Annotated in this window: 24 protein-coding genes and 1 tRNA gene; 6 read left to right on the top strand and 19 right to left on the bottom strand. The window is 66.5% G+C overall.

Translation table 11 applies throughout. From position 1 onward, the window contains the following. Positions 1–17: 17 nt before the first annotated feature. From LCHO_RS08375 to cysS, 11 genes are all read right to left on the bottom strand, one after another. Positions 18–2,594, bottom strand: coding sequence for a motility hub landmark protein FimV (locus LCHO_RS08375; RefSeq protein ID WP_223210521.1), 2,577 nt, complete (start codon positions 2,592–2,594; stop codon positions 18–20). Positions 2,595–2,930: 336 nt separating this feature from the next. Next, positions 2,931–4,058 carry an aspartate-semialdehyde dehydrogenase gene (asd, locus tag LCHO_RS08370; protein WP_012346706.1) on the bottom strand — a complete coding sequence of 376 codons (1,128 nt, stop codon included), beginning with the start codon at positions 4,056–4,058 and terminating at the stop codon, positions 2,931–2,933. 95 nt (positions 4,059–4,153) lie between these two features. Next, on the bottom strand, positions 4,154–5,257 hold the full coding sequence (leuB, locus tag LCHO_RS08365) for a 3-isopropylmalate dehydrogenase (protein WP_012346705.1): 1,104 nt from the start codon (positions 5,255–5,257) through the stop codon (positions 4,154–4,156). Positions 5,258–5,289: 32 nt separating this feature from the next. Beyond that, positions 5,290–5,937 carry a 3-isopropylmalate dehydratase small subunit gene (leuD, locus tag LCHO_RS08360; RefSeq protein ID WP_012346704.1) on the bottom strand — a complete coding sequence of 216 codons (648 nt, stop codon included), beginning with the start codon at positions 5,935–5,937 and terminating at the stop codon, positions 5,290–5,292. Between the two features lie 12 nt (positions 5,938–5,949). Next, a complete protein-coding gene (gene leuC, locus LCHO_RS08355) occupies positions 5,950–7,374 on the bottom strand; it encodes a 3-isopropylmalate dehydratase large subunit (RefSeq protein ID WP_012346703.1) in 1,425 nt (474 codons plus the stop codon). Between the two features lie 141 nt (positions 7,375–7,515). After that, positions 7,516–7,606: transfer RNA gene (locus LCHO_RS08350), tRNA-Ser, on the bottom strand. A gap of 34 nt (positions 7,607–7,640) precedes the next feature. After that, positions 7,641–8,909, bottom strand: coding sequence for an aspartate kinase (locus LCHO_RS08345; RefSeq protein ID WP_012346702.1), 1,269 nt, complete (start codon positions 8,907–8,909; stop codon positions 7,641–7,643). Between the two features lie 88 nt (positions 8,910–8,997). Then, positions 8,998–10,371, bottom strand: a complete 1,374-nt coding sequence (gene tilS / locus LCHO_RS08340; protein WP_012346701.1) for a tRNA lysidine(34) synthetase TilS — start codon at positions 10,369–10,371, stop codon at positions 8,998–9,000. Between the two features lie 77 nt (positions 10,372–10,448). Then, positions 10,449–11,417, bottom strand: a complete 969-nt coding sequence (locus tag LCHO_RS08335) for an acetyl-CoA carboxylase carboxyltransferase subunit alpha (RefSeq protein ID WP_012346700.1) — start codon at positions 11,415–11,417, stop codon at positions 10,449–10,451. Between the two features lie 50 nt (positions 11,418–11,467). Then, positions 11,468–12,118 carry a DNA-3-methyladenine glycosylase family protein gene (locus LCHO_RS08330; RefSeq protein WP_012346699.1) on the bottom strand — a complete coding sequence of 217 codons (651 nt, stop codon included), beginning with the start codon at positions 12,116–12,118 and terminating at the stop codon, positions 11,468–11,470. A gap of 14 nt (positions 12,119–12,132) precedes the next feature. Then, on the bottom strand, positions 12,133–13,506 hold the full coding sequence (gene cysS / locus LCHO_RS08325; RefSeq protein WP_012346698.1) for a cysteine--tRNA ligase: 1,374 nt from the start codon (positions 13,504–13,506) through the stop codon (positions 12,133–12,135). A gap of 266 nt (positions 13,507–13,772) precedes the next feature. On the opposite strand from cysS, the gene LCHO_RS22065 reads away from it, so the two are divergent. The 5 genes from LCHO_RS22065 to LCHO_RS08300 are packed head-to-tail and all read left to right on the top strand — an operon-like array spanning position 13,773 to position 18,364. After that, complete coding sequence (locus LCHO_RS22065; protein WP_150105435.1) at positions 13,773–15,662, top strand: L,D-transpeptidase; 1,890 nt, start codon at positions 13,773–13,775, stop codon at positions 15,660–15,662. A 2-nt stretch (positions 15,663–15,664) separates the two neighbouring features. Further along, positions 15,665–16,228 (top strand): peptidylprolyl isomerase, encoded by a 564-nt coding sequence (locus tag LCHO_RS08315; protein ID WP_043705017.1) that lies wholly within the window; start codon positions 15,665–15,667, stop codon positions 16,226–16,228. A 2-nt stretch (positions 16,229–16,230) separates the two neighbouring features. Next, positions 16,231–16,737, top strand: a complete 507-nt coding sequence (locus LCHO_RS08310) for a peptidylprolyl isomerase (protein ID WP_012346695.1) — start codon at positions 16,231–16,233, stop codon at positions 16,735–16,737. A gap of 32 nt (positions 16,738–16,769) precedes the next feature. Continuing rightward, the gene (locus LCHO_RS08305) at positions 16,770–17,582 is read left to right on the top strand and encodes a UDP-2,3-diacylglucosamine diphosphatase (protein ID WP_043705016.1); all 813 of its coding nucleotides are present in this window, start codon (positions 16,770–16,772) and stop codon (positions 17,580–17,582) included. Further along, positions 17,576–18,364 carry a M90 family metallopeptidase gene (locus LCHO_RS08300; RefSeq protein WP_012346693.1) on the top strand — a complete coding sequence of 263 codons (789 nt, stop codon included), beginning with the start codon at positions 17,576–17,578 and terminating at the stop codon, positions 18,362–18,364. The genes LCHO_RS08305 and LCHO_RS08300 overlap by 7 nt, the downstream gene beginning before the upstream one ends. A 75-nt stretch (positions 18,365–18,439) precedes the next feature. Here the strand turns inward: LCHO_RS08300 and clpA are convergent, their stop codons facing one another. Then, positions 18,440–20,740 carry an ATP-dependent Clp protease ATP-binding subunit ClpA gene (gene clpA, locus LCHO_RS08295; RefSeq protein ID WP_012346692.1) on the bottom strand — a complete coding sequence of 767 codons (2,301 nt, stop codon included), beginning with the start codon at positions 20,738–20,740 and terminating at the stop codon, positions 18,440–18,442. Further along, the gene (clpS, locus tag LCHO_RS08290; RefSeq protein ID WP_012346691.1) at positions 20,737–21,084 is read right to left on the bottom strand and encodes an ATP-dependent Clp protease adapter ClpS; all 348 of its coding nucleotides are present in this window, start codon (positions 21,082–21,084) and stop codon (positions 20,737–20,739) included. Before clpS ends, clpA begins: the two co-directional genes overlap by 4 nt. 190 nt (positions 21,085–21,274) lie before the next feature. Between clpS and LCHO_RS08285 the strand changes: the two genes are divergently transcribed. Next, positions 21,275–21,514 (top strand): cold-shock protein, encoded by a 240-nt coding sequence (locus LCHO_RS08285; RefSeq protein ID WP_012346690.1) that lies wholly within the window; start codon positions 21,275–21,277, stop codon positions 21,512–21,514. 96 nt (positions 21,515–21,610) lie between these two features. Here the strand turns inward: LCHO_RS08285 and LCHO_RS08280 are convergent, their stop codons facing one another. The 6 genes from LCHO_RS08280 to pstA all read right to left on the bottom strand — a co-directional run bounded on the left by LCHO_RS08280 (position 21,611) and on the right by pstA (position 26,006). Beyond that, positions 21,611–22,255 carry a nitroreductase family protein gene (locus tag LCHO_RS08280; RefSeq protein ID WP_012346689.1) on the bottom strand — a complete coding sequence of 215 codons (645 nt, stop codon included), beginning with the start codon at positions 22,253–22,255 and terminating at the stop codon, positions 21,611–21,613. Positions 22,256–22,267: 12 nt separating this feature from the next. After that, positions 22,268–22,579, bottom strand: a complete 312-nt coding sequence (locus tag LCHO_RS08275) for a hypothetical protein (protein ID WP_012346688.1) — start codon at positions 22,577–22,579, stop codon at positions 22,268–22,270. Between the two features lie 128 nt (positions 22,580–22,707). Next, positions 22,708–23,445 (bottom strand): phosphate regulon transcriptional regulator PhoB, encoded by a 738-nt coding sequence (gene phoB, locus LCHO_RS08270; protein WP_012346687.1) that lies wholly within the window; start codon positions 23,443–23,445, stop codon positions 22,708–22,710. A 33-nt stretch (positions 23,446–23,478) separates the two neighbouring features. Beyond that, complete coding sequence (gene phoU / locus LCHO_RS08265) at positions 23,479–24,186, bottom strand: phosphate signaling complex protein PhoU (RefSeq protein WP_012346686.1); 708 nt, start codon at positions 24,184–24,186, stop codon at positions 23,479–23,481. A 43-nt stretch (positions 24,187–24,229) separates the two neighbouring features. Beyond that, positions 24,230–25,024 carry a phosphate ABC transporter ATP-binding protein PstB gene (gene pstB, locus LCHO_RS08260; RefSeq protein WP_012346685.1) on the bottom strand — a complete coding sequence of 265 codons (795 nt, stop codon included), beginning with the start codon at positions 25,022–25,024 and terminating at the stop codon, positions 24,230–24,232. Positions 25,025–25,085: 61 nt separating this feature from the next. Further along, the gene (gene pstA / locus LCHO_RS08255; RefSeq protein WP_012346684.1) at positions 25,086–26,006 is read right to left on the bottom strand and encodes a phosphate ABC transporter permease PstA; all 921 of its coding nucleotides are present in this window, start codon (positions 26,004–26,006) and stop codon (positions 25,086–25,088) included. Between the last annotated feature and the right edge of the window lie 2 nt (positions 26,007–26,008).

Genomic DNA, 26,008 nt, shown 5'->3' with positions numbered 1-26,008 from the left:
TTCAATCACGAGCGCGCTCAAGCGAGACCGTCGAGCATGGCCTGCGCCTTGGCCTTGAGTGCGCCGTCGGCGTTCTCGATGACCTCCTGCAGCAGATCCCGTGCACCTTCGTAGTCACCGATCTGGTTGAACTCTTCAGCCAGCTCGAGCTTGCGTGCCAGCGGATCCGAACCGTCGTCCTCGCCCACATCGAAGGCCGACATGGTGTCGGTTGATGCCAGATTGGCAGGCACGCTGGGCGCGGCATCCAGGTCGAGCGAGATGTCGGCCAGATCGATCGAGGACGGACGCGAACTCGGGGCTGCAGCCGGCGCATCGAACTGAGGCAGATCGTGCAGGTCGAAGTCCAGGCTGTGCGTGCCGGAATCGAGATTGCTGCCCGGCACCGACGGCGCAGCATCGAAACCGGCCGGTGCGCTGCTGAAGGCACTGGGCACCGAAGGCGCTGCTTCGTCCATCCGGGCAGGCATCGAGATGTCGAGGTCGACATCCGCAGACGAGCCCGAGGGAATGTCACCGGTCAGATCGAGATCGGGCACGCTGTGCTCGAAACGCGACGGAGACGGCACGATCGACTGAGGCATCGTGCTCGCGCCGAGCATCTCGCTGCCGACGTCGGCCGAGCTTCCGGAGCCGGGCTGGCCACCGGGTTCGTAGAGCGGATTCTCAGGGTCGATCGAACGGCCCAGCTCTTGCGCACGAACCCAGTCTTCACCTTGGCCACCGGTCAGTCCGTAGAGCTCGCCGGCGAGCAGTTCGTAGCCCTTGGTGTCGCGGCGCTTGGCGTAGACCTCGAGCAACTTGGTGCGGATGGCCAGGCGCTCGGGATTGGCGCGCATCGCCTCCTTGAGGATTTCCTCGGCTTGCAGATCGCGGCCATAGGCGAGATAGACATCCGCCTCGGCGACCGGATCGACGTCGCCGATCGCATCGATCTGGCTGAGCGAATAGCTCATCGACGACGGCGCGCCCGATGCATCACGGGTGTCGATGCGCTGACCACCGCTGGCACCGAAGAACGAATCCGGCTGCAGACGGCTTTCAAGGAAGGACGTCACACCGGCGTCTTCCTTGCCCTTGCCGCGCAGACGGTAATAGCCCAGACCCGCCAGCAGCGCGAGGACCAGACCGGCCCCCGGCAGAACCCACGGGTTTTCGGACAACGAGTCGATCAGCGACGGCTGGTCGTCGGCAGCCTGCTCGGGCGCCGGTGCGGACGGCATGACCGAGGCAGCAGGCGCTACCGCCATCGCGGCCGGGCTGGCCGCATCGCTTGCAGCGGCTGCCGCTTCAGGCGCAGAAGCCTGTGATGCCGCGGGCTCCGCAGCAGCGACGACAACGGCAGGCGGCGCCGAAGCGGCCGACGCCGCCACCGGCGCGGGCTCAGGCGCGGCACCGACGCTCAACGCGGGCAAAGGTGACGAGGCGGCGACCGCAGCAGCAGGCTTGCGAGCCATCTGTGCTTCCGACGCGGCCTGGAGCTTCTTCAGCTCTTCGACGTTGCGCTGGATCTCGGTGGCACGAGCGGCGGCTTCCTTGGCGGCGCGCTCCTTGGCGATCGCATCTTCGGCGCTTGCAACCACCGCGCCGGTGGCCGGCTTGCCCTTGTCGAGACGCAGGCGATCCTGGGTCTGGCTCTGGGACTGCTTGTTGTCCTGCACCTCGGCCCGGACCGTGCCGGTCGCCTGGCGGGCGGGTGCGGTGTCGTCCTTGGGCTCGGGAACCGATGAGGCGAGACGCTGCCGATAGGCATTGAAATCGGCACTCTGGGCCTGGATGATCTGGCGCGCCTCCTGGGCATCGATCGCGGTCATCTGCTCCGACGACGGCACGTTCAACACGACACCCGCCTTCAGGCGGTTCATGTTGTCACCCGTGAAGGCCTGCGGATTGCCACGGAACAGGCCCACCAGCGCCTGATCGAGCGACGCGCCACCGGACTGCAGCTTCGACGAGATGGACGTCAGCGTGTCGCCACGCTTGACGCGGTATTCGGTCGGCGGGGACGACGCCGATGCATCGGGCTCGGCAGCCGGCTTGCGCAACGCGAGCTCGCCCCGGGCCGGGGCGACAGGCGCCGGCGACAGCGCAGGCGCCGGTGCGGTGGGCGCGGGTGTCGGTGCCGCAGCAACCGGAGCCGGCACCTGAACCGGCGGCTCGACTCGGGTCGGTGCCGGAGCCGGCGCAGCGGCGATGGCCGGCGCGGGCGCAGACGGCGCGCGTGCGGTTGCCGGCGGATCGAACAGGAGCGTGTACTCGCGCAACAGCCGACCGCTGGACCACGAAATCTCGAGGATCACGTCGACGAACGGTTCCTGCACCGACTGGTCGCTGGAGATCCGCAGGAACGGCGTGCCGTCGGCGCGACGCTGCAGCGTGACGCTGGTGGCCGGCAGGACGGGGTTGTAGTCGACACCCGCGATTCGATACGAATCAGGCGGCGCGACACGAACACGCAGGTTCGATGCCTCGTCGGGCGTCAGGCTGGTGACATCGATCTCTGCACGCAGACCCTCTCCCAGCGCAGACTGCACCGTCAGTCGGCCCAGGCTCAGGGCCCAGGCAGAGGGCGCGGCGCAAATCGCAGCCGTCACGGCAACCGCAGCTGCCACTTGCTTCAGAGCCAAACGCCCCGTACGCGTCATATCGGTTTTCAAGGCGTCTCCCATGCAATGGCTCGAACAATACCCCCAAGCCATCTCAGTCAGGTCGAGCAAACAGTTCAGTTAAGTGCAGGAACGAGCCTGTTGGCGATCATCACACAGCCGACTCAAATTTCCTGAAATCACAATAACATCAAGAAGATACAAAGACAAGCTCATGCAGTGGCTGATGTTTGCGGCGATCAGTCCCCATGCGCATGATGTCGTGACGGTCGTTGTCGAGGGACAACGACCGCCAAGCCCGTCCTGTCGATCAATCAAGCCGACTCAGGCGGCCAGCAGGATGCGCAACATGCGCCGCAGCGGCTCCGCAGCGCCCCACAGCAGCTGATCGCCGATGGTGAAGGCGCCGACGTATTCAGGGCCCATCGCCAGCTTGCGGATGCGACCGACCGGAATCGTCATCGTGCCGGTGACGGCCACCGGCGTCAGGTCCTTGATCGTCGCTTCGCGGGTATTGGGAACCACCTTCACCCACTCGTTGTCGGCGGCGATCATGGCCTCGATGTCTGCCACCGGCACGTCCTTCTTGAGCTTGAAGGTCAGCGCCTGGCTGTGGCAGCGCATCGCACCGACGCGCACGCAGAAACCGTCGACCGGGATGGCCGCCGAGCCGAAGCCCTCGCCCAGGCCGAGGATCTTGTTGGTCTCGGCCATGCCCTTCCACTCTTCCTTGGATTGGCCGTTGCCCAGGTCCTTGTCGATCCAGGGGATCAGCGAACCGCCCAGCGGCACGCCGAAGTTGGCGGTCTGCTCGGCCGTCAGGCCGCGCTGGGTGGCGATGACCTGGCGGTCGATCTCGAGGATGGCGCTCTTCGGGTCGTCGAGCAGTGCGCGCACCGAGGCGTTGAGCGTGCCGTACTGCGTCAGCAGTTCGCGCATGTGCTGGGCACCGCCGCCGCTGGCCGCCTGGTAGGTCTGGGTGCTCATCCACTCGACCAGGCCGGCCTTGTAGAGCGCGCCCACGCCCATCAGCATGCAGCTGACGGTGCAGTTGCCACCGACCCAGTTGCGCCCGCCCTTGGCCAGCGCATCCTTGATCACCGGCGAGTTGACCGGGTCGAGGATGATGACCGCGTCGGACTCCATGCGCAGCGTCGACGCCGCATCGATCCAGTGGCCGTTCCAGCCCGCCGCACGCAGCTTGCCGAACACCGCCGAGGTGTAGTCGCCACCCTGAGCGGTGACGATGATGTCGCAGCGCTTGAGCGCGTCGATGTCGTACGCGTCCTGCAGCGTGGTCTCGTTCTTCGCCTGCGCCGGAGCCTTGCCGCCCGAGTTCGAGGTCGAGAAGAACAGAGGCTCGAAGTGCGCGAAGTCATCTTCAGCCTGCATGCGATCCATCAGGACCGAGCCGACCATGCCGCGCCAGCCGACCAAACCTACGAGTGCCATTTCCGTGATTCCTTGTTGAGCGTTGTCCCGGACCCCTGAATCCCCCGGCTCGCTTCGCCGGGGTCCAGGTGTGGGGGCGAGACGAAACCGAGCGATCAGCTCTTGGTAATCGTTTTGGTCATGGTGGCGCCAGTGAGCGCCGCCACGACGGCGTCGCCCATCTCGCGCGTGCCCACCCGCGTCGTGCCCTCGGATGCGATGTCGACCGTGCGGTAACCCGCAGACAGCACCGCGCTCACCGCAGATTCGATCCGGTCGGCGGCTTGTGCTTGGTTGAGGGAGTAGCGGAGCATCATGGCAGCGGACAGGATTGTAGCCAACGGGTTTGCAATACCCTGACCGGCGATGTCGGGCGCACTGCCGTGGCTGGGCTCGTAAAGGCCCTGGTTGTTCGCGTTCAGCGACGCCGACGGCAGCATGCCGATCGAGCCGGTCAGCATCGCCGCCGCGTCGGACAGGATGTCGCCGAACATGTTGCCCGTCACCATCACGTCGAACTTCTTGGGCGCCTTGACCAGTTGCATCGCGGCGTTGTCGACGTACATGTGGTCGAGCGCCACGTCCGGGTACTCCTTGCCGACCTCGGTGACCACGTCCTTCCAGAGCTGGAAGGTCTCCAGCACATTGGCCTTGTCGACACTGGTGACACGCTTGTCGCGCAGGCGCGCGGCCTTGAACGCCACGTGCGCGATGCGCTCGATCTCGGGGCGGCTGTAGCGCATGGTGTCGAACGCTTCTTCGGCACCCGGAAAGTGCCCGTCGACCGCGATGCGGCGCCCGCGCGGCTGGCCGAAGTAGATGTCGCCGGTCAGCTCGCGGATGATCAGGATGTCGAGCCCCGCCACCAGTTCGGGCTTCAGGCTCGACGCGTGCGTGAGCTGCTCGTAGCAGATCGCCGGACGGAAGTTCGCGAACAGCCCGAGGTTCTTGCGAAGGCCCAGGATGGCCTGCTCGGGGCGCAGCGAGCGCTCGAGCTTGTCGTACTTCCAGTCACCCACGGCGCCGAACAGCACCGCGTCGGCGGCCTTGGCCAGGTTGAGCGTCGAATCGGGCAGCGGGTGGCCGTGCGCCTCGTAGGCTGCGCCGCCGACCAGCGCCGTTTCCATCTCGAACGGCAGGTCGAGCACGTTCAGGACCTTGACGGCCTCGGCGACGATTTCGGTGCCGATGCCGTCACCCGGCAGGATTGCGATCTTCATGTCTGTGTTTCCTTGTAGTGGTGACGCGGCGCTCAGAGCAGGCGCTGGCCCAGCCACGGCATCTTGGCCAGGCGCTCGGCCTCGAAGGCCTTGATCTTGTCGGCGTGGCGCAGCGTCAGACCGATGTCGTCGAAGCCGTTGACGAGGCAGTACTTGCGGAACGCCTGCACCTCGAACGGCAGCTCGGTGCCGTCGGCCTTGATCACCACCTGGCGCGGCAGGTCGATCGTCAGCTGATAGCCGACGAAACCATGCACCTCGTCGAACAGGCGCGCGACCACGCTCTCGGGCAGCACGATCGGCAGGATGCCGTTCTTGAAGCAGTTGTTGAAGAAGATGTCGGCAAAGCTCGGCGCGATCAGCACCCGGAAGCCGTATTGACCGAGCGCCCACGGCGCGTGTTCACGGCTCGAACCGCAGCCGAAGTTCTCGCGCGTCAGCAGGATCGAGGCGCCCTGGTAACGCGGCTGGTTCAGCACGAAATCGGGGTTGGGCTTGCGCACCACCGACTCCTGGCCGGGCTCGCCCTTGTCGAGGTAGCGCCATTCGTCGAACAGGTTCGGGCCGAAGCCGGAACGCTGGATCGACTTGAGAAACTGCTTCGGGATGATCGCGTCGGTGTCGACATTGGCGCGATCCATCGGGGCCACCAGGCCCTTGTGCACGGTGAAGGCTTGCATGCTGTTGACTCCTTACGCGATGCGACGCACGTCGACGAAGTGGCCGTTCATGGCCGCAGCCGCAGCCATCGCCGGGCTGACCAGGTGGGTTCGGCCACCGGCACCCTGGCGACCCTCGAAGTTGCGGTTGCTGGTGGAAGCGCAGCGCTCGCCCGGCTCCAGGCGGTCGGCGTTCATCGCCAGGCACATCGAGCAGCCCGGCTCGCGCCACTCGAAACCGGCCGCCTTGAACACCTCGTGCAGCCCCTCGGCCTCGGCCTGCGCCTTCACCAGGCCCGAGCCCGGCACCACCAGCGCCAGCTTGACATTGCTCGCCACGCGCCCGCCGATGCGGCGCACCACGGCAGCGGCTTCGCGCATGTCCTCGATGCGGCTGTTGGTGCACGAGCCGATGAAGACCTTGTCGATGCGCACATCGGAGATCGCCTTGTTCGGCTCCAGGCCCATGTAGGCCAGCGCGCGCTCGATCGAGCCGCGCTTGACATCGTCCTTTTCCTTGTCGGGATCGGGCACGCGGTCCTCGATCGACAGCACCATCTCGGGCGACGTGCCCCAGGTCACCTGGGGGCGGATCTGCGCGGCGTCGATCTCGACCACCGCGTCGAACTTCGCGTCGGCATCCGAGCGCAGCGTGCGCCAGTGGATCGCGGCCTGGTCGAACTCGACGCCCTTGGGCGCGAACGGCCGGCCCTTGACGTAGTTGATCGTGGTCTCGTCGACCGCGACCATGCCGGCGCGCGCGCCGCCCTCGATCGCCATGTTGCAGACCGTCATGCGGCCTTCCATGCTCAGCGCGCGAATCGCGCTGCCGCCGAACTCGATCGTGTAGCCGGTGCCGCCCGCGGTGCCGATGCGGCCGATGATGGCCAGCGCGATGTCCTTGGCGCCGCAACCCTTGGGCACGACACCCTCCACCTTGACCAGCATGTTCCTGGCCTTCTTGGCCAGCAACGTCTGGGTGGCCATCACGTGCTCGACCTCGCTGGTGCCGATGCCGTGCGCCAGCGCACCGAACGCGCCGTGCGTGCTGGTGTGGCTGTCGCCGCAGACGACCGTCATGCCCGGCAGCGTGGCGCCCTGCTCCGGGCCGATGACGTGCACGATGCCCTGGCGCTTGTCCATGAACGGAAAGTAGGCCGCCGCGCCGACCGCCGCGATGTTGCTGTCGAGCGTGGTGATCTGCAGCTTGCTGATCGGATCGGCGATGCCGTCGTAGCCCTGCTCCCAGCCGGTGGTGGGCGTGTTGTGATCGGCGGTGGCGACGATCGAACTGACACGCCAGACCTTGCGCCCGGCCAGACGCAGACCTTCGAAGGCCTGCGGGCTGGTCACTTCGTGCACCAGATGGCGATCGATGTAGAGCACGGCGGTGCCGTCCTCTTCGGTGTGGACGACGTGTTCGTCCCAGAGCTTGTCGTACAGGGTGCGTCCGGTCATGGCGGCTCCTGGTTCAAGGTTGAATGGAAACACGCCAACGCCGGCGTGATAGACGAAGACTCGGCACACGCGACCTGCATCGCGCATGGTCGAATGCAGAACGAAAAAAGCCTCTGACGAGTCAGAGGCTTTTTCGATACTTGGCGGAGACGGAGGGATTCGAACCCTCGATGCGCTTTTGGCACATACTCCCTTAGCAGGGGAGCACCTTCGGCCACTCGGTCACGTCTCCGAAGAGGGCAGAGTATAGCCCGTTTTCAGATTATTTAGCCAGCGATCTGATCGAGATCGAAAGCTTTGTGCAACGCACGCACCGCCAGCTCCATGTACTTCTCGTCGATCACGACCGAAGTCTTGATCTCGCTGGTGGTGATCATCTGGATGTTGATGCCGTCTTCGCTGAGCGTGCGGAACATCTTGCAGGCCACGCCCGCATGCGAGCGCATGCCGATGCCCACGATCGAGACCTTGCAGATCTTCGGGTCACCCACCACGTCGGCTGCGCCGAGCGCCGGCACGACCTGGTTCTTGAGCAGATCGAGCGTGCGGGCGTAGTCGTTGCGGTGCACGGTGAACGAGAAGTCGGTCTTGCCCGCGTGCGAGACGTTCTGCAGGATCACGTCGACGTCGATGTTGGCATCGGCCACCGGCCCCAGGATCTGGAAGGCGATGCCCGGCTTGTCGGGCACGCCGATGACGGTGACCTTGGCTTCGTCACGGTTGAAGGCAATGCCCGAGACAACGGCTTGTTCCATTTTTTCGTCTTCCTCGAAGGTGATCAGCGTGCCTGACTTGGCCTCTTCATCGATGTTGATATCCCAGGGCGTGAAGCTCGACAGCACACGCAGCGGCACCCGGTACTTGCCGGCAAATTCGACCGAGCGGATCTGCAACACCTTCGAGCCCAGGCTGGCCATCTCGAGCATCTCTTCGAAGCTCACGGTGTTGAGGCGGCGCGCCTCGGGAACCACGCGCGGATCGGTGGTGTAGACGCCGTCCACATCGGTGTAGATCAGGCATTCGGCCGCCTTCATGGCCGCAGCGACCGCAACCGCGGAGGTATCCGAACCGCCACGGCCGAGCGTCGTGACATTGCTGTCCTCGTCGACCCCCTGGAAGCCGGTGATGACCACCACCTTGCCCTCGGCCAGATCGGCACGCACGCGGGCGTCGTCGATGCTCTCGATGCGCGCCTTGGTGTGCGAACTGTCGGTGCGGATCGGCACCTGCCAGCCCGAATAGCTGACGGCCTGCATGCCCTCGGCTTGCAGCGCCAGTGACAGCAAGCCCACCGAAACCTGCTCGCCGGTGCAGGCGATCATGTCGAGCTCACGCAGCATCGCGCTGGTGTGCGTGGCCGGCGACACCTCTTTGGCGAGGCCCAGCAGGCGGTTGGTTTCCCCGCTCATCGCGGAGGGCACGACCACCATCTGGTGGCCGGCGCGTGCCCACTTGGCGACACGCTTGGCGACATTGCGGATGCGCTCGGTCGAGCCCATCGACGTGCCGCCGTATTTATGAACGATCAAGGCCATTGCAGTGTGGCGAGGCTGAGGTAATCGGGCAGCGGGACGGCTGCGGCTGGGAACCGTGCATTTTAGCGGTGCGCCGCGGCGTGGGGATTCATGCAGCGGGTGGCGCATCCTCGACGGCGTCAGCAGCCTGCCAGCGCAGACGCGCCTGCGTGACGCCGATCGCCGCCACGCAGCGCGCATCAAGTCCCAGGCCCGGCACGTAGATCAGCTGTTCACCGACGTAGACCAGCGGCCCGCGGCGCGCCCAACTCGGCCGTGCCGCGGCCTGGAACTGCTTCTTCAAGGACCGCGGCACGCCCGCCGGATGCGACTGGAAACGCTCGCCACCGCAGCGCTCGCGCAAGGTCACTCCCGCCAGCGTCTCCAGGGCCGCGCCATCGCGCTCGACGACGTCGACCCAGAGCGTGCCGCGCCACGACGGCACCGCATTGGGGCCCGGCACGAGCGCCATCGGGACAGGCGATCGCGGCAAGGTGCCCGAGCCCTTCGCATCCGGATCGGCCACGATCGGGGGCAGGACATCCCGGCGCCAGCTGAGCCGCCCCCGATAGGCGGCCACGACACCCGCCGCATGCCGCCACGCGCCGTCCGGCGCGTGCGGCAGTTCGTCGGCAAGCCGCCGCAGGAGCGTCGCAGCCGGCGGCTGCCCGGCCGACTGCCGCAGCCAGTGGCGCAGGAGATTGCGGACTCGAGGCGCCCCCAACGCCAGCATCGGATCGATGGCGAGACCATCGGCACGACTCACGGCCTGCAGATCGGCCTCGGCGAGTGCCTGCATGCAGGCTTGAGCATCCTGAGCGTGCTGAACCGCCGCCGTCAGCGCGACATCGGCGTCGCCGAAGGCCTGGCGCAGGGCCGGCATCACCGTCAGACGCAGCCGGTTGCGGGCATGCCGCGGGCTGGCATTGCTGTCATCCTCGACGAACTCGAGCGCATGCGCATCGACATACGACTGGATCGCGGACCGCGGCCGATCCAGCCACGGCCGCGCCCAGGTCAGGCCCTCGCGCCAAGCGATCGAAGGCATCGCCGACAGGCCTGCCGCGCCGGCACCACGCAGCGCCTGCAGCAGGAAGGTCTCGACCTGATCGTCACGGTGATGCGCCAGCAGCACGGTGTCGCAGCCCGCCTCGCGAGCCATCGACGCGAGCGCACGATAGCGCTCGCGCCGGGCGAGTGCTTCGATGCTCTCGCCACGCGCGGGCTGCAAGGCCAGCGAACGCGTGTGCAGCCACAACCGCGCGCCTTGCAACGACAACGCCCGACATCGGCGTTCGCAGTGAGCCAGCCAGTCGGGCGCGAACGCGCTCAGGCCATGCTGCACATGGAGGGCATGAACGTCGACCCTGGCCGCAGCACACGCGACGGTGGCATGCAGAAGCGCGCTGGAATCACGCCCGCCGCTGTACGCCACCGCGATGCGCGTCTTGCCGCCGAGGAGCGCAGCGATGACGTCAAGCATGCAAACGAGAACGGCTGCTTGCGCAGCCGTTTCCGATGATCGTCACAGGGCCGACACGCAGCGCCCGGACAGGCCCGTCAGGCCTTGGTGTCGCTGAATCGACCGTAACCACGCAGGCGCTCGTAACGATGATCGAGCAGCTCGCGGGTCTTGAGATCGGCCACCTGGCGCAGCGCATCGTTGAGCGCGCGCTTGAGCTGCGCCGCCATCTGCTTGGGATCGCGATGTGCGCCACCGACCGGCTCGCTGACGATCTTGTCGATCAGGCCGAGCGCCTTGAGCCGGTGCGCGGTGATGCCCAGGGCCTCCGCGGCGTCGCTGGCTCGCTCGGAGGTCTTCCAGAGGATCGATGCGCAGCCTTCGGGCGAGATCACCGAATAGACCGAGAACTGCAGCATCAGCACCTGATCGGCCACGCTGATGGCCAGGGCGCCGCCCGAACCGCCTTCGCCGATGATGGTGGTGATGATCGGCACCTCGAGCTGCGCCATCTCGAAGATGTTGCGGCCGATCGCCTCGGACTGGCCACGCTCCTCGGCGCCGATGCCCGGATAGGCGCCCGGCGTGTCGACGAAGGTGAACACCGGCAGGCCGAACTTCTCGGCCAGGCGCATCAAACGCAAGGCCTTGCGATAACCCTCGGGCCGGGCCATGCCGAAGTTGCGCGCGGCACGCTCGCGGGTGTCGCGGCCCTTCTGGTGACCGAGCACCATGCAGGCCTGGCCGTTGAACCGCGCCAGCCCGCCGACGATCGACAGGTCATCGGCGAACGAACGATCGCCGTGCAGCTCCTCGAAGTCAGTGAACACTTCGTTGACGTAGTCCAGCGTGTACGGACGCTGCGGGTGACGCGCGATCTGCGTCACCTGCCAGGGCGACAGGCTCGAATAGATGTCCTTCGCCAGTCGCAGGCTCTTCTTGGACAGGCGGTCGATCTCTTCCGAGATGTCGACGGCCGACTCGTTCTGCACGTAGCGCAGTTCCTCGATCTTGGTTTCGAGCTCGGCGATGGGCTGCTCGAATTCGAGGAAATGTCGTTTGCTCATGTCTTGGGGTCCTCCAGGGAAGACGTCATGAAATCGTCGCGAAGTGTAGATCAGTACTCGACGGGCAACGGATCGAGGCTGCGCCAGATGTACCAGGTCGCGACGGACCTGAATGGCGCCCAGGCGTCGCCGACCTCGCGCGCCTCGGCACGCGACACCGGTTCGCCACTGAAATAGTTCAGGCTGATGCCCTTGATCAGCCCGACGTCGTCGAGCGGCAGCACGTTGGGGCGCATCAGGTGGAAGATCAGGAACATCTCCGCCGTCCAGCGGCCGATGCCCCGGATGGCGACCAGTTCTTCGATGATGGCCTCGTCGTCCATCGACAGCCAATCGGTCTCGTGGACACTGCGCTCGAGGAAGTGGTTCGCCAGGTCACGCAGGTAGTCGACCTTGCGTGCCGACAGGCCCGCCGCACGCATCGAGTCGATCGCCAGACCCTGCAGCCAATCGGGCGTCAGCGGCGCAGTCGGATCGACCGAGAGGGCGATGAACCGCCCCCACACCGCCTGCGCCGACTTGACCGAGATCTGCTGGCCGACGATCGACCGCGCCAGGGTCGTGAACGCGTCGCCGCGACTCTGCAGTCGCGCCTCGCCAAAACGCGGAATCAGGTTCTTCATGACCCGATCGCGCTTGACGAGGTGCCGGCACGCGTCGTCCCAATAGCCGGGCGCGACCAGCGAGGGCGCCGAATCCATGCTCATCGGAGCGGTCAAGCCTTGACCCAGGTGGTGCCTTGGGGCGTGTCTTTCAGCGTGATGCCCTGGGCCGCCAAGGCAAGCCGGATGCGGTCTGCCTCGGCAAAATTGCGCGCTGCCTTGGCCGCCTGCCGCTCGCCGATCTGCTGCTGGATGTGCGCTTCGTCGAGCCCGCCGGTGTCACCTTGCAAGAACGTGCGCGGCGACTGCTGCAACACGCCCAGCACAGCGCCGAGCCGCTTGAGCAGGCCGGCCGTGCCGGCGTCCTTGTTGCGGTTGACCTCACCCGCCAGATCGAACAGGACCGACACCGCGATCGGGGTGTTGAAGTCATCGTCCATCGCGGCCTTGAAACGGGCGGCGGCCGGATGGGTCCAGTCGATCTCGCTCGCATCGTCGACCGCAACGCCATCGAGGGCCGTGTAGAGCCGCGTCAGCGAGCTGCGCGCATCGTCGAGGCCGGCATCGCTGAAATTGAACGGGCTGCGGTACTGCACGCGCAACATGAAGAAGCGCACCGTCTCGCCGTCGTAACTCTTCAGCACATCGCGGATGGTGAAGAAGTTGCCCAGCGACTTCGACATCTTCTCGTTGTCGACGTTGAGAAAGCCGTTGTGCATCCAGGTCGGCACCCAGGAATGGCCCAGAGCGCCTTCGCTTTGCGCGATCTCGTTCTCGTGGTGCGGAAACTGCAGATCGAGGCCGCCACCGTGGATGTCGAAGGTCTCGCCCAGCAGGGCGCAACTCATGGCCGAGCACTCGATGTGCCAACCCGGGCGGCCCGGGCCGTACGGGCTGTCGTACTTGGCGTCGTCCGGCTCCTGCGGCTTGGCCGACTTCCAGAGGACGAAATCGAGCGGGTCTTCCTTGCCGTCGGCCACCGCGACACGCTCACCGGCGCGCAACTGGTCGAGCGACTTGCCCGACAGCTTGCCGTAGCCCTCGAAGCGACGCACCGCATAGTTGACGTCGCCGTTGCCGCTGCGATAGGCCAGCCCCTTGCTTTCGAGGGTCGAGATCATCGACAGCATCTGCGGGATGTACTCGGTGGCGCGCGGCTCGTGCGTGGGCCGCTCGATGCCCAGCGCGCCGATGTCGCGGTGCATGGCATCGATCATCTCGTCGGTGAGCTGGCGGATCGTGATGCCACGCTCGACCGCGCGGCGGATGATCTTGTCGTCGATGTCGGTGATGTTGCGCACGTAGGTGACACGCCAGCCACTCGCACGCAGCCAGCGATAGACCACGTCGAACGCCATCATCATGCGGGCATGGCCGATGTGGCAGAGGTCATAGATCGTCATGCCGCAGACGTACATGCGGACGTGGCCGGGCTCGATGGATTTGAATGTCTCGAGTTCGCGACTCAGACTGTTGTGAATGCGCATAGATTTCAGTGCGGGACGGTGATGGCACCATGGGGATCCCGCAGGGGAGTCCGGGCACCGACAAACAAGGAAGAAACCGTGCCTGACGGACCGTCGCGACCGGCAAAAAAGTCTCCCCTACAATCATTTCAGTATAGCCCTGGACCTTCGCACTTGGCCCCCAGAACGCCTCCCCAAGCCTGCGCACCGGTTCGCGGTACGCCACGTTTTCCGCAGCACGGCCAGGCATGCTGCAGAGCCGATTCCAGCCCGTGACCGGTTCGGTCATGCGTGCTCTTGTCGTGACCTTGATCGCCGCGACCGTGCTGGTGCTGGGCATGAACCTGAAGGCTGCTGCGCAGCTTCCGACGCGCGCCGACGCGTCCGCGCACACGACCTTGCAATCGACACCGCCAGCGTTGCGCGAGCGCATCGAGGGGGCGATCCAGATCGCCGAACGCGGTCAGCTCGACGAGGCCGCTGCGCTGCTGCAGGAACTGGCAAAGACCTGGCCGGGCCGGCCGGAACCCTGGCTGAATCTGGCGGCGCTGGCGTCTCGTCGACAAGATGCGCACCAGGCGCGGCTCTATCTGGAGGCAGCCTTGCGAACCAGTCCCGCACATGCTCAGGCCTACGATCAACTGCAGCAGCTCAATGCCGACATGGCGCGCAAGGCCTACGCCAAGGCCCTGGCACCTGCCGCAGCGCCCGCCGAGCCTGCCGTGCTGCCATGGACGAGCTCATTTGCAGATGAATCCGCCGGAACCGTCGAGCCTCCCGTCGCCCCCGCCTCTGACGCGCGGCAGGCACCGGCACCGTCGCCGGCAGTGACCGCGTCGACTCGCACGGCGCCTGCCGCATCCGGCCCGATGACACCCGCCACCACACGCCGGACCAGTGATCCCTCGAACCCGTCGGGCACCGGCACATCGATCGCCTGGTTGACGGCCGCCGCGCTGACGCTGCTGATGGCCGCCGCGGCAGGCACGGTCTGGGCACAACGCCAGCGCAGCAGACCGGCCGGACCGGCCATCGGCGGCGACGCAGCCACCCGAACCGCGGCGACCCTCACGTCCCCCGAAGCACGCCTGATCGACATCTACCGGCTGATCGGTGCGGCACGCCTGCCCGAAGCCCTGGCTGCTGCGGAGGCGCTGACCCGCGACACGCCGCGCTTCAGCCTGGCGCAGCTGGTCTACGGCGATCTGCTGCTGGCGCAGACCGGTGCGCTGATCGACATGGGCCAGGGCGCGAACGCGGTCGACCCGCGCGCCGCCCACGACGTCCAGGCCCTGCGGCAGGAAGCCTCGTTGCGCCTGCAGGCCTTGCGCGACCTTCCACCGGCCGGCGCCTGGCCGAAGCAGGTGCTGCAACTCGCGCCATCGGTGCGCCATCTGGTGGCGGTCGACACATCCCGCTCACGCCTGTACGTGCTCGAAAACCAGCCGGGCGGTCCGCGCCTGATCGCCCATCACTACGTCTCGATCGGCAGCCAGGGCGTCGGCAAGCGCGAAGAAGGCGACCAGCGCACGCCGCTGGGCACCTACTACATCACCTCCAAACTCGACGGCAAGCAGCTCGGTGATTTCTACGGCGCCGGCGCCCTGCCCCTCAACTATCCGAACGATCACGATCGGCATCTCGGGCGCACCGGCGCCAACATCTGGCTGCACGGCACGCCGTCGGCGCAATTCGCCCGGGCGCCGCGCGCCACCAATGGCTGCATCGTGCTGGCCAACGACGACCTGGCCCGCTGGCTGCGCGAACTCGCCCCCAGGTCGACCCCCGTGGTGGTGGCAGACCGCCTCGAATGGGTCCATCCGAAAGCATTGAGCACCGACCGGCAGACCGCGCTGGCGCTGGTCGAATCCTGGCGGCGTGCGCGCGTGCACGAGGACGTCGCGTCGCTGATGGCACTCTATGCGCAGCATTTCGACAACGGCGAATCGGGCTACGACGCCTGGCGCGCCCAGCTCGAAAGCGAGGCGCAGGCCACGCACGGACGCGAACGCCAGCTCGACGACATCAGCGTGCTGGCCTGGCACGAGCGCAGCGATGTGCGGGTGATCACCTTCACCGAGGTGCTGCGCGGCAGCACGCGCGCAATCACGCGGCGCCAGTACTGGTCGCACGAAAGTGGACAATGGAAGATCTTTTCCGAAGGAGTCATCGAATGAAGATGGGCACGTTCGCCCGCGGCTGCGCCGCAATCACACTCGGCCTGGCCTTGAGTTCGGCCGCACTGGCCCAGAAGGTCCGCCTGGCCACCTCGATGGGCGACATCGTGGTCGAGCTCGACGCCGCCAAGGCGCCGAAGTCGGCCGACAACTTCACCCAGTACGTCAAGGCCGGCCACTACGACGGCACGATCTTCCACCGCGTGATCGGCAACTTCATGATCCAGGGCGGCGGCATGGACGCCACCATGAAGGAAAAGCCCACCCGCGCGCCGATCCCGCTCGAGAGCCGCAACGGCCTGTCCAACAAGGTCGGCACGCTGGCGATGGCGCGCACCAACGTGCCCGATTCGGCCACCTCGCAGTTCTTCATCAACGTCAAGGACAACCACTTCCTCGACCAGCCCAACTCGCAGGACGGCAACGGCTATGCCGTCTTCGGCAAGGTGGTCGAAGGCATGGACGTGGTCGAGAAGATCCGCGGCGTACCCACCGGCAACCGCGGCATGCATCAGAACGTGCCGAACGAACCGGTCCTGATCAAGAAAGCAACCCTGGAGAAATGAACATGGCAGCCCCCCAAGTCGACCTGAACACCACCGCCGGCACCATCCGCGTCGAACTCGACGCCGAACACGCGCCGCTGTCCACCGCCAACTTCCTCGAGTACGTCAAGAGCGGCCACTACAACGGCACGATCTTCCACCGCGTCATCAAGGGCTTCATGCTGCAGTGCGGCGGCATGGAAGCGGGCATGAAGCAGAAGGCCACCCGCGCCGAGATCCGCAACGAGGCCAACAACGGCCTGAAGAACGTCAAGTACACGCTGGCGATGGCGCGCACCAACGCACCGCACTCGGCCACGTCGCAGTTCTTCATCAACACCGTCAACAACGACTTCCTGAACTTCAAGTCGGAATCGGCCGGCGGCTGGGGTTATGCGGTGTTCGGCCGCGTGGTCTCGGGCACCGAGGTGGTCGACCAGATCGAGAAGGTCCGCACCGGTTCGCGCATGGGCCACGACGACGTGCCGGTCGAAGACATCGTGATCACCAGCGCCGTCCTGGTGGAGTGATCGACGCTGCCGCCATCCGGGCCGACGGCCGCATGCCAGCGGCTCTCGATGGCGCGCCGCCGGTCTGGACGCTCGATCCACGCTGGCAGGCGGTGGACTTCGTCTCCGACCTGCATCTGGCCGACGACACCCCCCGGACCACCGCCACCTTCTGCGCCTACCTGCAGCACACGACCGCCGACGCGGTCCTGCTGCTGGGCGACATCTTCGAAGTCTGGGTCGGCGACGACTGCCTGGATGAACCGGGCAGCTTCGAGGCGCGCTGCGCGGCCACGCTCGCGCAGGCGGCGCGACAGCGCTGCGTCGGCTTCATGGTGGGAAATCGCGACTTCCTGCTGGGCGCTGCGGCCTGCCAGGCCATCGGACTGCGCGCCTTGCCCGACCCCACGCTGCTGAGCGCCTGGGGCCAGCGCACGCTGATCGCCCATGGCGACGCCTGGTGCCTGGACGACATCCCGTACCAGCAGTTTCGCCAGCAGGTTCGCTCGGCGCAGTGGCAGCAGGCTTTCCTGGCTCGCCCGCTGGCGGAGCGCCGTGCGATTGCCCGCCAGTTGCGCACCGCCAGCGAGAACCAGAAACACCGACTGGGCGCTTCGGCCTATGTCGACCTCGACACAACCGCGGTCGACCAGGCGCTGCACGCCGCTGGCGCAGCGGTGCTGGTGCATGGCCACACGCACCGACCCGCCACGCACGCGCTGGCGGACGGCCTCACCCGCCACGTCCTGAGCGACTGGCACTGCGAGCCCGATGACGCGCCCCGGCGTGCCGAGGTGCTGCGCTGGACGTCGAACGGATTCACCCGCCTGCACGTCGACGAGCGCGGCCGCACCACGCCATGCTGAGCCGCTGGTGGCGCAAGCAGCGCGATGCGCGAGCCCTTCGCCAGCGCGCGATTCCCGACGAGCTGTGGCTCGACACCTTGCGCCGGCATCCGTTCCTGACGCTGCGCCCGCTCGACGACCTGCTGAAATTGCGCAGCCTGTGCGCGCTGTTCCTCGATCGCAAGGAATTCACCGGCGCGGACGGCCTCGAAGTCACCGACGAGATGGCGGTCGCCGTGGCCGCACAGGCCTGCCTGCCGGTGCTGCACCTCGATCTGGCCGCCTACGACGGCTTCGTCGGCATCGTGATGCACCCCGGTGAAGTGGTCGCCCAGCGCGAATGGATCGACGAAGACGGCATCTGCCATCAAGGCGAGGAGGAACTCGCCGGCGAGGCGATGCCCGGCGGGCCGGTGATGCTGGCCTGGAGCGAGGTCGATGCCGGCGGTGAACTCGCCGCCAGCGGCTACAACGTCGTGATCCACGAGTTCGTGCACGTGCTCGACATGCTCGACGGCGAGGCCGACGGCGTGCCGCCCCTGCCCGCACGTGCCGACCGGGCGCAATGGCTGGCGGTCATCGAACCGGCTTTCGAGCGCCTGCGCCAGCAGGTCGAGGCCGACGAAGACACCATGCTCGACCCCTACGGGGCAAGCGCCATCGAAGAGTTCTTTTCGGTCGCCAGCGAAGCGTTTTTCGTCGCACCCGACCTGCTGATCGCGACCGAGCCAGCGGTCTATCGGCTGCTGCGGGACTACTTCCGCCAGGATCCCGCGCGATACGCCGGAATCCGTCCCCGCTGATCGACGCCGAGCCGACTTCCGGGCAAAAAAACAGGCGCCCGCAGGCGCCTGTCTCGCGTCGGCCGCAGCCGCTGGTCAGGCCGTCGCCGGCTCCGCCTTGGGCTTGTCGCTCTTGCGCGGTTCGATGTCGAGTTGGACGACACCTTCGCTGTCGATGTCGACCGTGAGCCGACCGCCATCGGTCAACCGGCCGAACAGCAACTCGTCGGCCAGCGCACGACGGATGGTGTCCTGGATCAGGCGCTGCATCGGGCGCGCGCCCATCAGCGGGTCGAAACCCTTCTTGGCCAGGTGCTTGCGGATCGCGTCGGTGAAGGTGACGTCGACCTTCTTCTCGCCGAGCTGGCCTTCGAGCTGCAGCAGGAACTTGTCGACCACCCGCATGATGATCTCTTCATCGAGTGCGCGGAAGCTGACGATCGCATCCAGCCGGTTGCGGAACTCGGGCGTGAACATGCGCTTGATGTCGCCCATCTCGTCGCCGGTCTCGCGGTGACTCGTGAAGCCGATGGTCGCCTTCTGCATCGTCTCGGCGCCCGCATTGGTCGTCATCACGATGATGACGTTGCGGAAGTCGGCCTTGCGCCCGTTGTTGTCGGTCAGCGTGCCGTGGTCCATCACCTGCAGCAGCACGTTGAAGACGTCCGGGTGCGCCTTCTCGATCTCGTCGAGCAGCAGCACGCAGTGCGGCTTCTTGGTGACCGCCTCGGTCAGCAGGCCGCCCTGGTCGAAACCGACATAGCCCGGAGGCGCACCGATCAGGCGGCTGACCGCGTGGCGCTCCATGTACTCCGACATGTCGAAGCGGATCAGGTCGATGCCCAGGATGTAGGCCAGCTGCTTGGCCACCTCGGTCTTGCCGACGCCGGTCGGGCCGCTGAACAGGAAGGCGCCGATCGGCTTCTCGGGCTTGCCGAGACCGGAACGCGCCATCTTGATCGCACCCGACAGCGCATCGATCGCACCGTCCTGGCCGAACACCACGCTCTTGAGGTCGCGGTCCAGGCTCTTGAGCTTGCTGCGATCGTCGCTCGACACGCTGGCGGGCGGGATGCGCGCGATCTTGGCGACGATGTCCTCGACCTCGGCTCGGGTGATCTTCTTCTTCTGCTTGCTCTTGGGCAGGATGCGCTGGGCAGCGCCCGCCTCGTCGATCACGTCGATCGCCTTGTCGGGCAGATGCCGGTCGTTGATGAACTTGGCCGACAGTTCGGCAGCCGCCTGCAAGGCACCCAGTTCGTACTTGACGCTGTGGTGCTCTTCGAAGCGCGACTTCAGGCCCTTCAGGATCTCGACCGTCTGCTCGACGGTCGGCTCGGCCACGTCGACCTTCTGGAAGCGCCGCGACAGGGCCGCGTCCTTCTCGAAGATGCCGCGGTACTCGGTGAACGTCGTCGCACCGATGCACTTGATCTGGCCCGAACTCAGCGCCGGCTTGAGCAGGTTGCTGGCGTCCAGCGTGCCGCCCGAGGCGGCACCAGCGCCGATCAGCGTATGGATCTCGTCGATGAACAGGATCGCGTGCGGATGCTCCTTGAGCTGCTTGAGCACGCCCTTCAGGCGCTGCTCGAAGTCGCCGCGGTACTTGGTGCCGGCCAGCAGTGCGCCCATGTCGAGCGAGTATACCGTGGAATCGGCCAGCACTTCGGGCACATCGCCTTCGGTGATGCGCCAGGCCAGGCCCTCGGCGATCGCGGTCTTGCCGACGCCGGCTTCACCGACGAGCAGCGGGTTGTTCTTGCGGCGCCGGCACAGCACCTGGATCACGCGCTCGACTTCATGCTCGCGCCCGATCAGCGGATCGATGCGGCCTTCACGCGCAGCCTGATTCAGGTTCTGCGTGTACTGATCCAGCGGCGAGCCCTTGCTGTCGCCCTCTTCCTTCTCGCCGTCGGAAGAACTGCTGGACTCGTTCGACTTGGTCGGCTCCGGCGGATCCGACTTCTTGATGCCGTGGGCGATGAAATTGACCACGTCGAGCCGCGTCACGCCCTGCTGGTGCAGGTAGTAGACGGCGTGCGAATCCTTCTCGCCGAAGATCGCGACCAGCACGTTGGCGCCGGTGACTTCCTTCTTGCCGTTGCCGGTGGACTGCACATGCATGATGGCGCGCTGGATCACGCGCTGGAACCCGAGCGTGGGCTGGGTGTCCACCTCGTCGGTGCCACCCACCGTGGGCGTGTTCTCCTTGATGAACTGCGCAAGGCTCTTGCGCAGGTCTTCGATGTTGGCGGCACAGGCACGCAACACCTCGGAGGCTGACGGGTTGTCCAGCAACGCCAGGAGCAGGTGCTCGACGGTGATGAACTCGTGCCGCTGCTGGCGCGCTTCGACGAACGCCATGTGCAGACTGACTTCCAACTCTTGCGCGATCATGCGACCTCCATGGTGCACTGCAGCGGATGACCCGCCCGGCGTGCGGCTGCCTGAACCATCTCAACTTTGGTTGCGGCGACATCTTGCGTATAGACGCCGCAAACCGCTCGGCCCTCATGATGAATCTTCAGCATGATCTGCGTCGCGGCCTCGAGGTCGTGACGGAAGAACTGCTGCAGAACCATCACGACAAACTCCATAGGCGTGAAATCGTCGTTCAGCATCACAACTTGATAAACCCGGGGGGGTTCCACGCGCTGCAACTGCTTCTCGGCGATGACAGCACCCTGACCATCGTCCGGCGGTGCCGGGACGTTCGGGGTATTGGGCTTCTGGTCGGACATGAACACATTCTATAGATGCCGGCCCGGGCGCGTTTGGTTCGCCCCCGAGAAGGCGAGTACCGCCATCAGCCAACCGGCGGCCGACCACTCGAACGCGAAACATTCGTTCGCGGGTTTCAGATTCTTGACAGGGTGCCAAGCGGTACCGAAAATCTTGATACAAATGTAGAAAACACCGAGGAGTAAGAAGATGCCGCGCGGGATCGTCAAATGGTTCAATGACGTCAAGGGGTTTGGTTTCATTGAGCCTGAGGAGGGTGGAGAAGACGTGTTTGCGCACTTTTCAGCCATCCAGATGGAGGGTTTCCGCACGCTCAAGCAGGGATCGTCGGTCGATTTCGACCTGGTCGACGGCCCCAAGGGCAAGCTGGCGCAGAACATCCGCGCCAACCAGATCGCCGCCGGTGAAGTGCCGGCAAGCCCAAGCTGAACGCCCGCTGAAATAGTTGCGATCCTGAACGGATCGCACCACACGATGAAACGCCCGCAACAGCGGGCGTTCCTGTTCCGGCCGAGGCCTCGTCGGTCAAGCCAGTTCGGTGACGAAATCGCGTGGCGAGGGCCGGGTGCGCATCGGCTTGCGCCGGCTGACCGTGCCGACGGCGAGGAAGCAGACCGCCTGTTCGGTATCGGCCAGGCTGAAAAGACGGCGCAAGGGCGTGGCCGTCAGCGCGCGACCGCTCGTCAGGCCGCAGCCGTAACCCATCGCATGCGCCAGCAGTTGCAGGTTCTGGATCGCCGCACCGATCGCCACCATGCGCTCGAGCGCCGGGATGTCGGGTTCGGCCGGCCCCAGGCGCGCCACCACCAGCATCAGCAGCGGCGCACGGCCTGCCTTGTCGCGGGCATCGGCGATCTGCTCGGGCGTGGCGTGCGGGTCGCGCTCGAGCAAGGCGGCGGCAAAGGCATCGCCCAGATCGGCGCGCCGGGCCGCCGGCACGATCACGAAGCGCCACGGCAGGATCTGGCCGTGATCGGGCGCCGCGGCCGCCGCCTCGAACAGGCGGGCGCATTCCTCGTGTGTCGGCGCGGGCTCGACCAGGCGGCGCGGCGCGACGTTCTGGCGGGTGTGGATCAGCGCCTGCGTCCAGTCGACGAACTCGGCGCCGCCGGACGCCGGGTCGACAGGACGGGCGGGCGAGCTGCGGTGCGGATCCGGCGCTGCGGTCATCACCGGCCCCGATCAGCGTGATTCCGACAGCGCGGACGCCACCGGAGCCGAGGCCGCCGCTGTTGCCGCTGCCGGGGCGGGTTCGTCGCCCGCCACCACGTCGACGGTCTTCTCGACCACCGCGCCGACCACCTTGGCGCCGGTCGTCACGACCGTCGCCGTCACCGACACCGCGGCCCCGGCCACGCTGGCTGCGGCACTGACCACCGCGCAGCCACCCAACGCCGACACCGCGGCAAGCGCGATCGCGAGCCGGCCCCGGCGTGTCGCGGAAACGGCACGAGCCTGTGCATCGGCCCAGTGGATCTTGACGGGAGGATTCATCGTGGCGACCGGCCCGCAGCGGCAGGCATTTGGACTGGCAGGACGCAACCCGATGGCTGCGCGGAGGCACCGATTGTGCGGCAGCCCACGCCCCTGCCCGCGACCGGGCCGCCCTTGCCCGACACGCCTCAGCGCATCGGCACGTCCGCCCCCGCGGGCCCGCCGCCCGGCACGGCCGTCGGCAGCTTGCGTGCCAAGCGGTAGCCGGCGCCACGCACCGTCTCGATCAGCTCGGCGCAACCGTACGGTGCCAGCACGCCGCGCAGGCGCTTGATGTGCACGTCGACCGTGCGCTCCTCGATGAAGACATGGTCGCCCCAGACCCGGTCCAGCAGCTGGCCGCGACTGTGCACACGCTCGGGATAGGTCATCAGGAAACGCAGCAGCCGGAACTCGGTCGGCCCCAGCGTGACCTCGTCATGCTGATGGAAGACCCGGTGCGCAGCCGGGTCGAGCCGGAGCGGGCCCACCTCCACCGCCGCCTCCAGCGCCTCCGGCAGCTTGCGACGCAGCACCGCGCGGATGCGCGCCAGCAGTTCGGCGGTCGAGAAGGGCTTGGACAGGTAGTCGTCGGCGCCGGCGTCGAGCCCCTGCACCATGTCCTGTTCGCTGCTGCGCGCGGTCAGCATGATGATCGACAGCTCGCGGGTGCGCGCGTCGGCACGCCAGCGCCGCGCCAGCGACACGCCCGACTCGCCCGGCAGCATCCAGTCGAGGATCACGAGGTCCGGCAGGGCATCGCGCACCGCCTCGTGAGCCTCGCCGGCGCTGCCGACGGTGTGCGGGTCATAACCCGCGTGGCGCAGGTTCATCGAGATCAGCTCGGCGATCGCCGGCTCGTCCTCGACCACCAGAATGCGTCCCATGCTGTTCGCTCCTGTTGTCCGTGCCGGCGGCCGTCAGCTGACCACCGACTGCACACCCTCGACCGAGGTGTGGCGCACATCCGCGCCCTTGACGATGTAGATCACCTGCTCGGCCAGGTTCTTGGCGTGGTCACCCACCCGCTCGATGGCCTTGGCCACGAACACCAGGTCGATGCTGGCCGAGATCGTGCGCGGATCTTCCATCATGTAGGTCACCAGCTTGCGCATCAGGCCGTCGAATTCGGCGTCGATCTGGTTGTCGCCCTTGATGACCTCGAGTGCCTGCACCGCGTCGAGCCGCGCGAAGGCGTCGAGCGCCTGGCGCAGCAGGTTGGTGGCCAGGCCGGCCTCGAACTGCAGGTCGCTCATCGGCAGGCGCAGGTGGTTGGACAGGCCCGAGTTCATCAGCCGCTCGACCGTGCGGGCGATGCGCGCCGCCTCGTCGCCCACGCGCTCGAGGTTGCCGATGGTCTTGGAGATCGCGATCAGCAGGCGCAGGTCGCGCGCGGTCGGCTGGCGCCGCGCGATGATGTTCGACAGGTCGCGATCGATCTCCATCTCCATCTGGTTGACGCGGTTCTCCTGCGTGATGACCTGGCCGGCCGTCTCGGCGCTGAAATGGATCAGCGCGTAGACCGCCTGCGCCACCTGCGCTTCGACCAGGCCGCCCATCTCGAGCACGCGGGTGGAGATGGCGCTCAGTTCGGAGTCGAACTGGGACGACAGATGCTTGTCGGACATGCTTGTTTCCTTCGATTTGTCGATCAGGGCTGGCGGCGCAGCTTCAGCCGAAGCGGCCGGTGATGTAGTCCTCGGTTTCCTTGCGCTTGGGCTTCATGAAGATGTCCTTCGTTTCGCCGTATTCGACCAGGTCGCCGACATACATGTAGGCCGTGTAGTCGGACACGCGTGCCGCCTGCTGCATGTTGTGCGTGACGATCAGGATCGTCACCTTGTTCTTGATCTCGCCGATCAGCTCCTCGATGCTGCCGGTGGCCATCGGGTCGAGCGCCGAGGTCGGCTCGTCGAACAGGATGATCTCGGGGTCGGTCGCCAGTGCGCGGGCGATGCACAGGCGCTGCTGCTGGCCGCCCGACAGGTTGACCGCCACCTCGTTCAGGCGGTCCTTCACCTCGCCCCACAGGGCCCCGCCCTTGAGCGCCGCCTCGACCTTGTCGTCGATGTAGGAGCGCGACTTCTCGCCACGCACGCGCAGGCCGTAGGCGACGTTCTCGTAGATCGACTTCGGGAACGGGTTGGGCTTCTGGAACACCATCGAGATGCGCATGCGCACCTCGATCGGGTCGACGCTCTTGTGCAGCACGTCGACCTCGTCGGGGTGCAGCACGATGCTGCCGTCGTAGCGCGTGCCCGAATAGAGGTCGTGCATGCGGTTGAAGCAGCGCAGATAGGTCGACTTGCCGCAGCCGCTGGGGCCGATCAGCGCGGTGACCTTGTTCTCGTAGATGGGCATCGAGATGCCCTTGAGCGCCTTGAAGTCGCCGTAGAAGAAGTTGAGGTTCTTCGACTCCGCCTTCAGGGTCGGCGCGTTCTCGGGCAGGGTGATGGTCGAGGTCATGGGGTGCTCGTTCGGTAGGTTCTGGAAGGACGCGTCAGGCGCGCTCGGCGCGCCAGGCAACTCACCACTTGATGTTCTTGCGCAGGCGGTAGCGCAGCCAGATCGCCAGCGCGTTCATGCCCAGCGTCATGAAGACGAGCACGAAGCTCGCAGCGGCGGCGTTCTGGTGGAAGGCCGGATCGGGGCGCGAGGTCCAGTTGAAGATCTGGATCGGCATCACCGTGAACGGCGAGAACAGCCAGTCGAACGCGCCGACGCCTTCGGTGAACGGCACCGGCGGCAGGAAGGCGATGAAGGTCAGCGCCCCGATCGTGATGATCGGCGCGGTCTCGCCGATGGCGCGCGACAGGCCGATGATCACGCCCGTCAGGATGCCCGGCGTGCTGTAGGGCAGCAGGTGCTGGCTGACCACCTGGTACTGCGACGCGCCGCAGGCATAGGCGCCTTCGCGCACATGCTGCGGGATCGAGCGCAGCGCCTCGCGCGTGGTGGTGATGACGATCGGCAGGATCAGCAGCGCCAGCGTCAGGCCGGCGGTCAGGATGCTCTGGCCCAGCCCGAAGGTGTAGACGAACAGGCCCAGCGCCAGCAGGCCGTAGATGATCGACGGCACGCCGGCGAGGTTGGTGATGTTGATCTCGATGACGTCGGTGAACCAGTTCTTGCGGGCGTATTCCTCGAGGTACACCGCGCCGGCAATGCCGACCGGCACCGCCACCAGGGCGGTCACGCCCATCACCAGGATCGAGCCGACCCAGGCCGACAGGATGCCGGCCTGACCGGCGCGACGCGACGGGAACGAGGTGAAGAAGTCGCCCGTCAGGCGCGGCACGCCGGTGACGGCCATGTCGATGAACAGAGCAGCCAGCGTCAGGATGCCGACCGACAGCGACAGCAGGCCCAGGATGCCGAAGATGACGTCCCAGCGCTTGTGCCGGCGGATCAGGGCCCGCAAGCCCTCGGGGGTGTTGTTGGCGCGCATGA

This window comes from Leptothrix cholodnii SP-6 (assembly GCF_000019785.1).
In the GTDB taxonomy this organism is placed as follows: Bacteria; Pseudomonadota; Gammaproteobacteria; order Burkholderiales; family Burkholderiaceae_C; genus Sphaerotilus; species Sphaerotilus cholodnii.
Note: the sequence above shows the minus strand (reverse complement) of the source record. Positions and strands in the feature narration are given on the sequence as shown.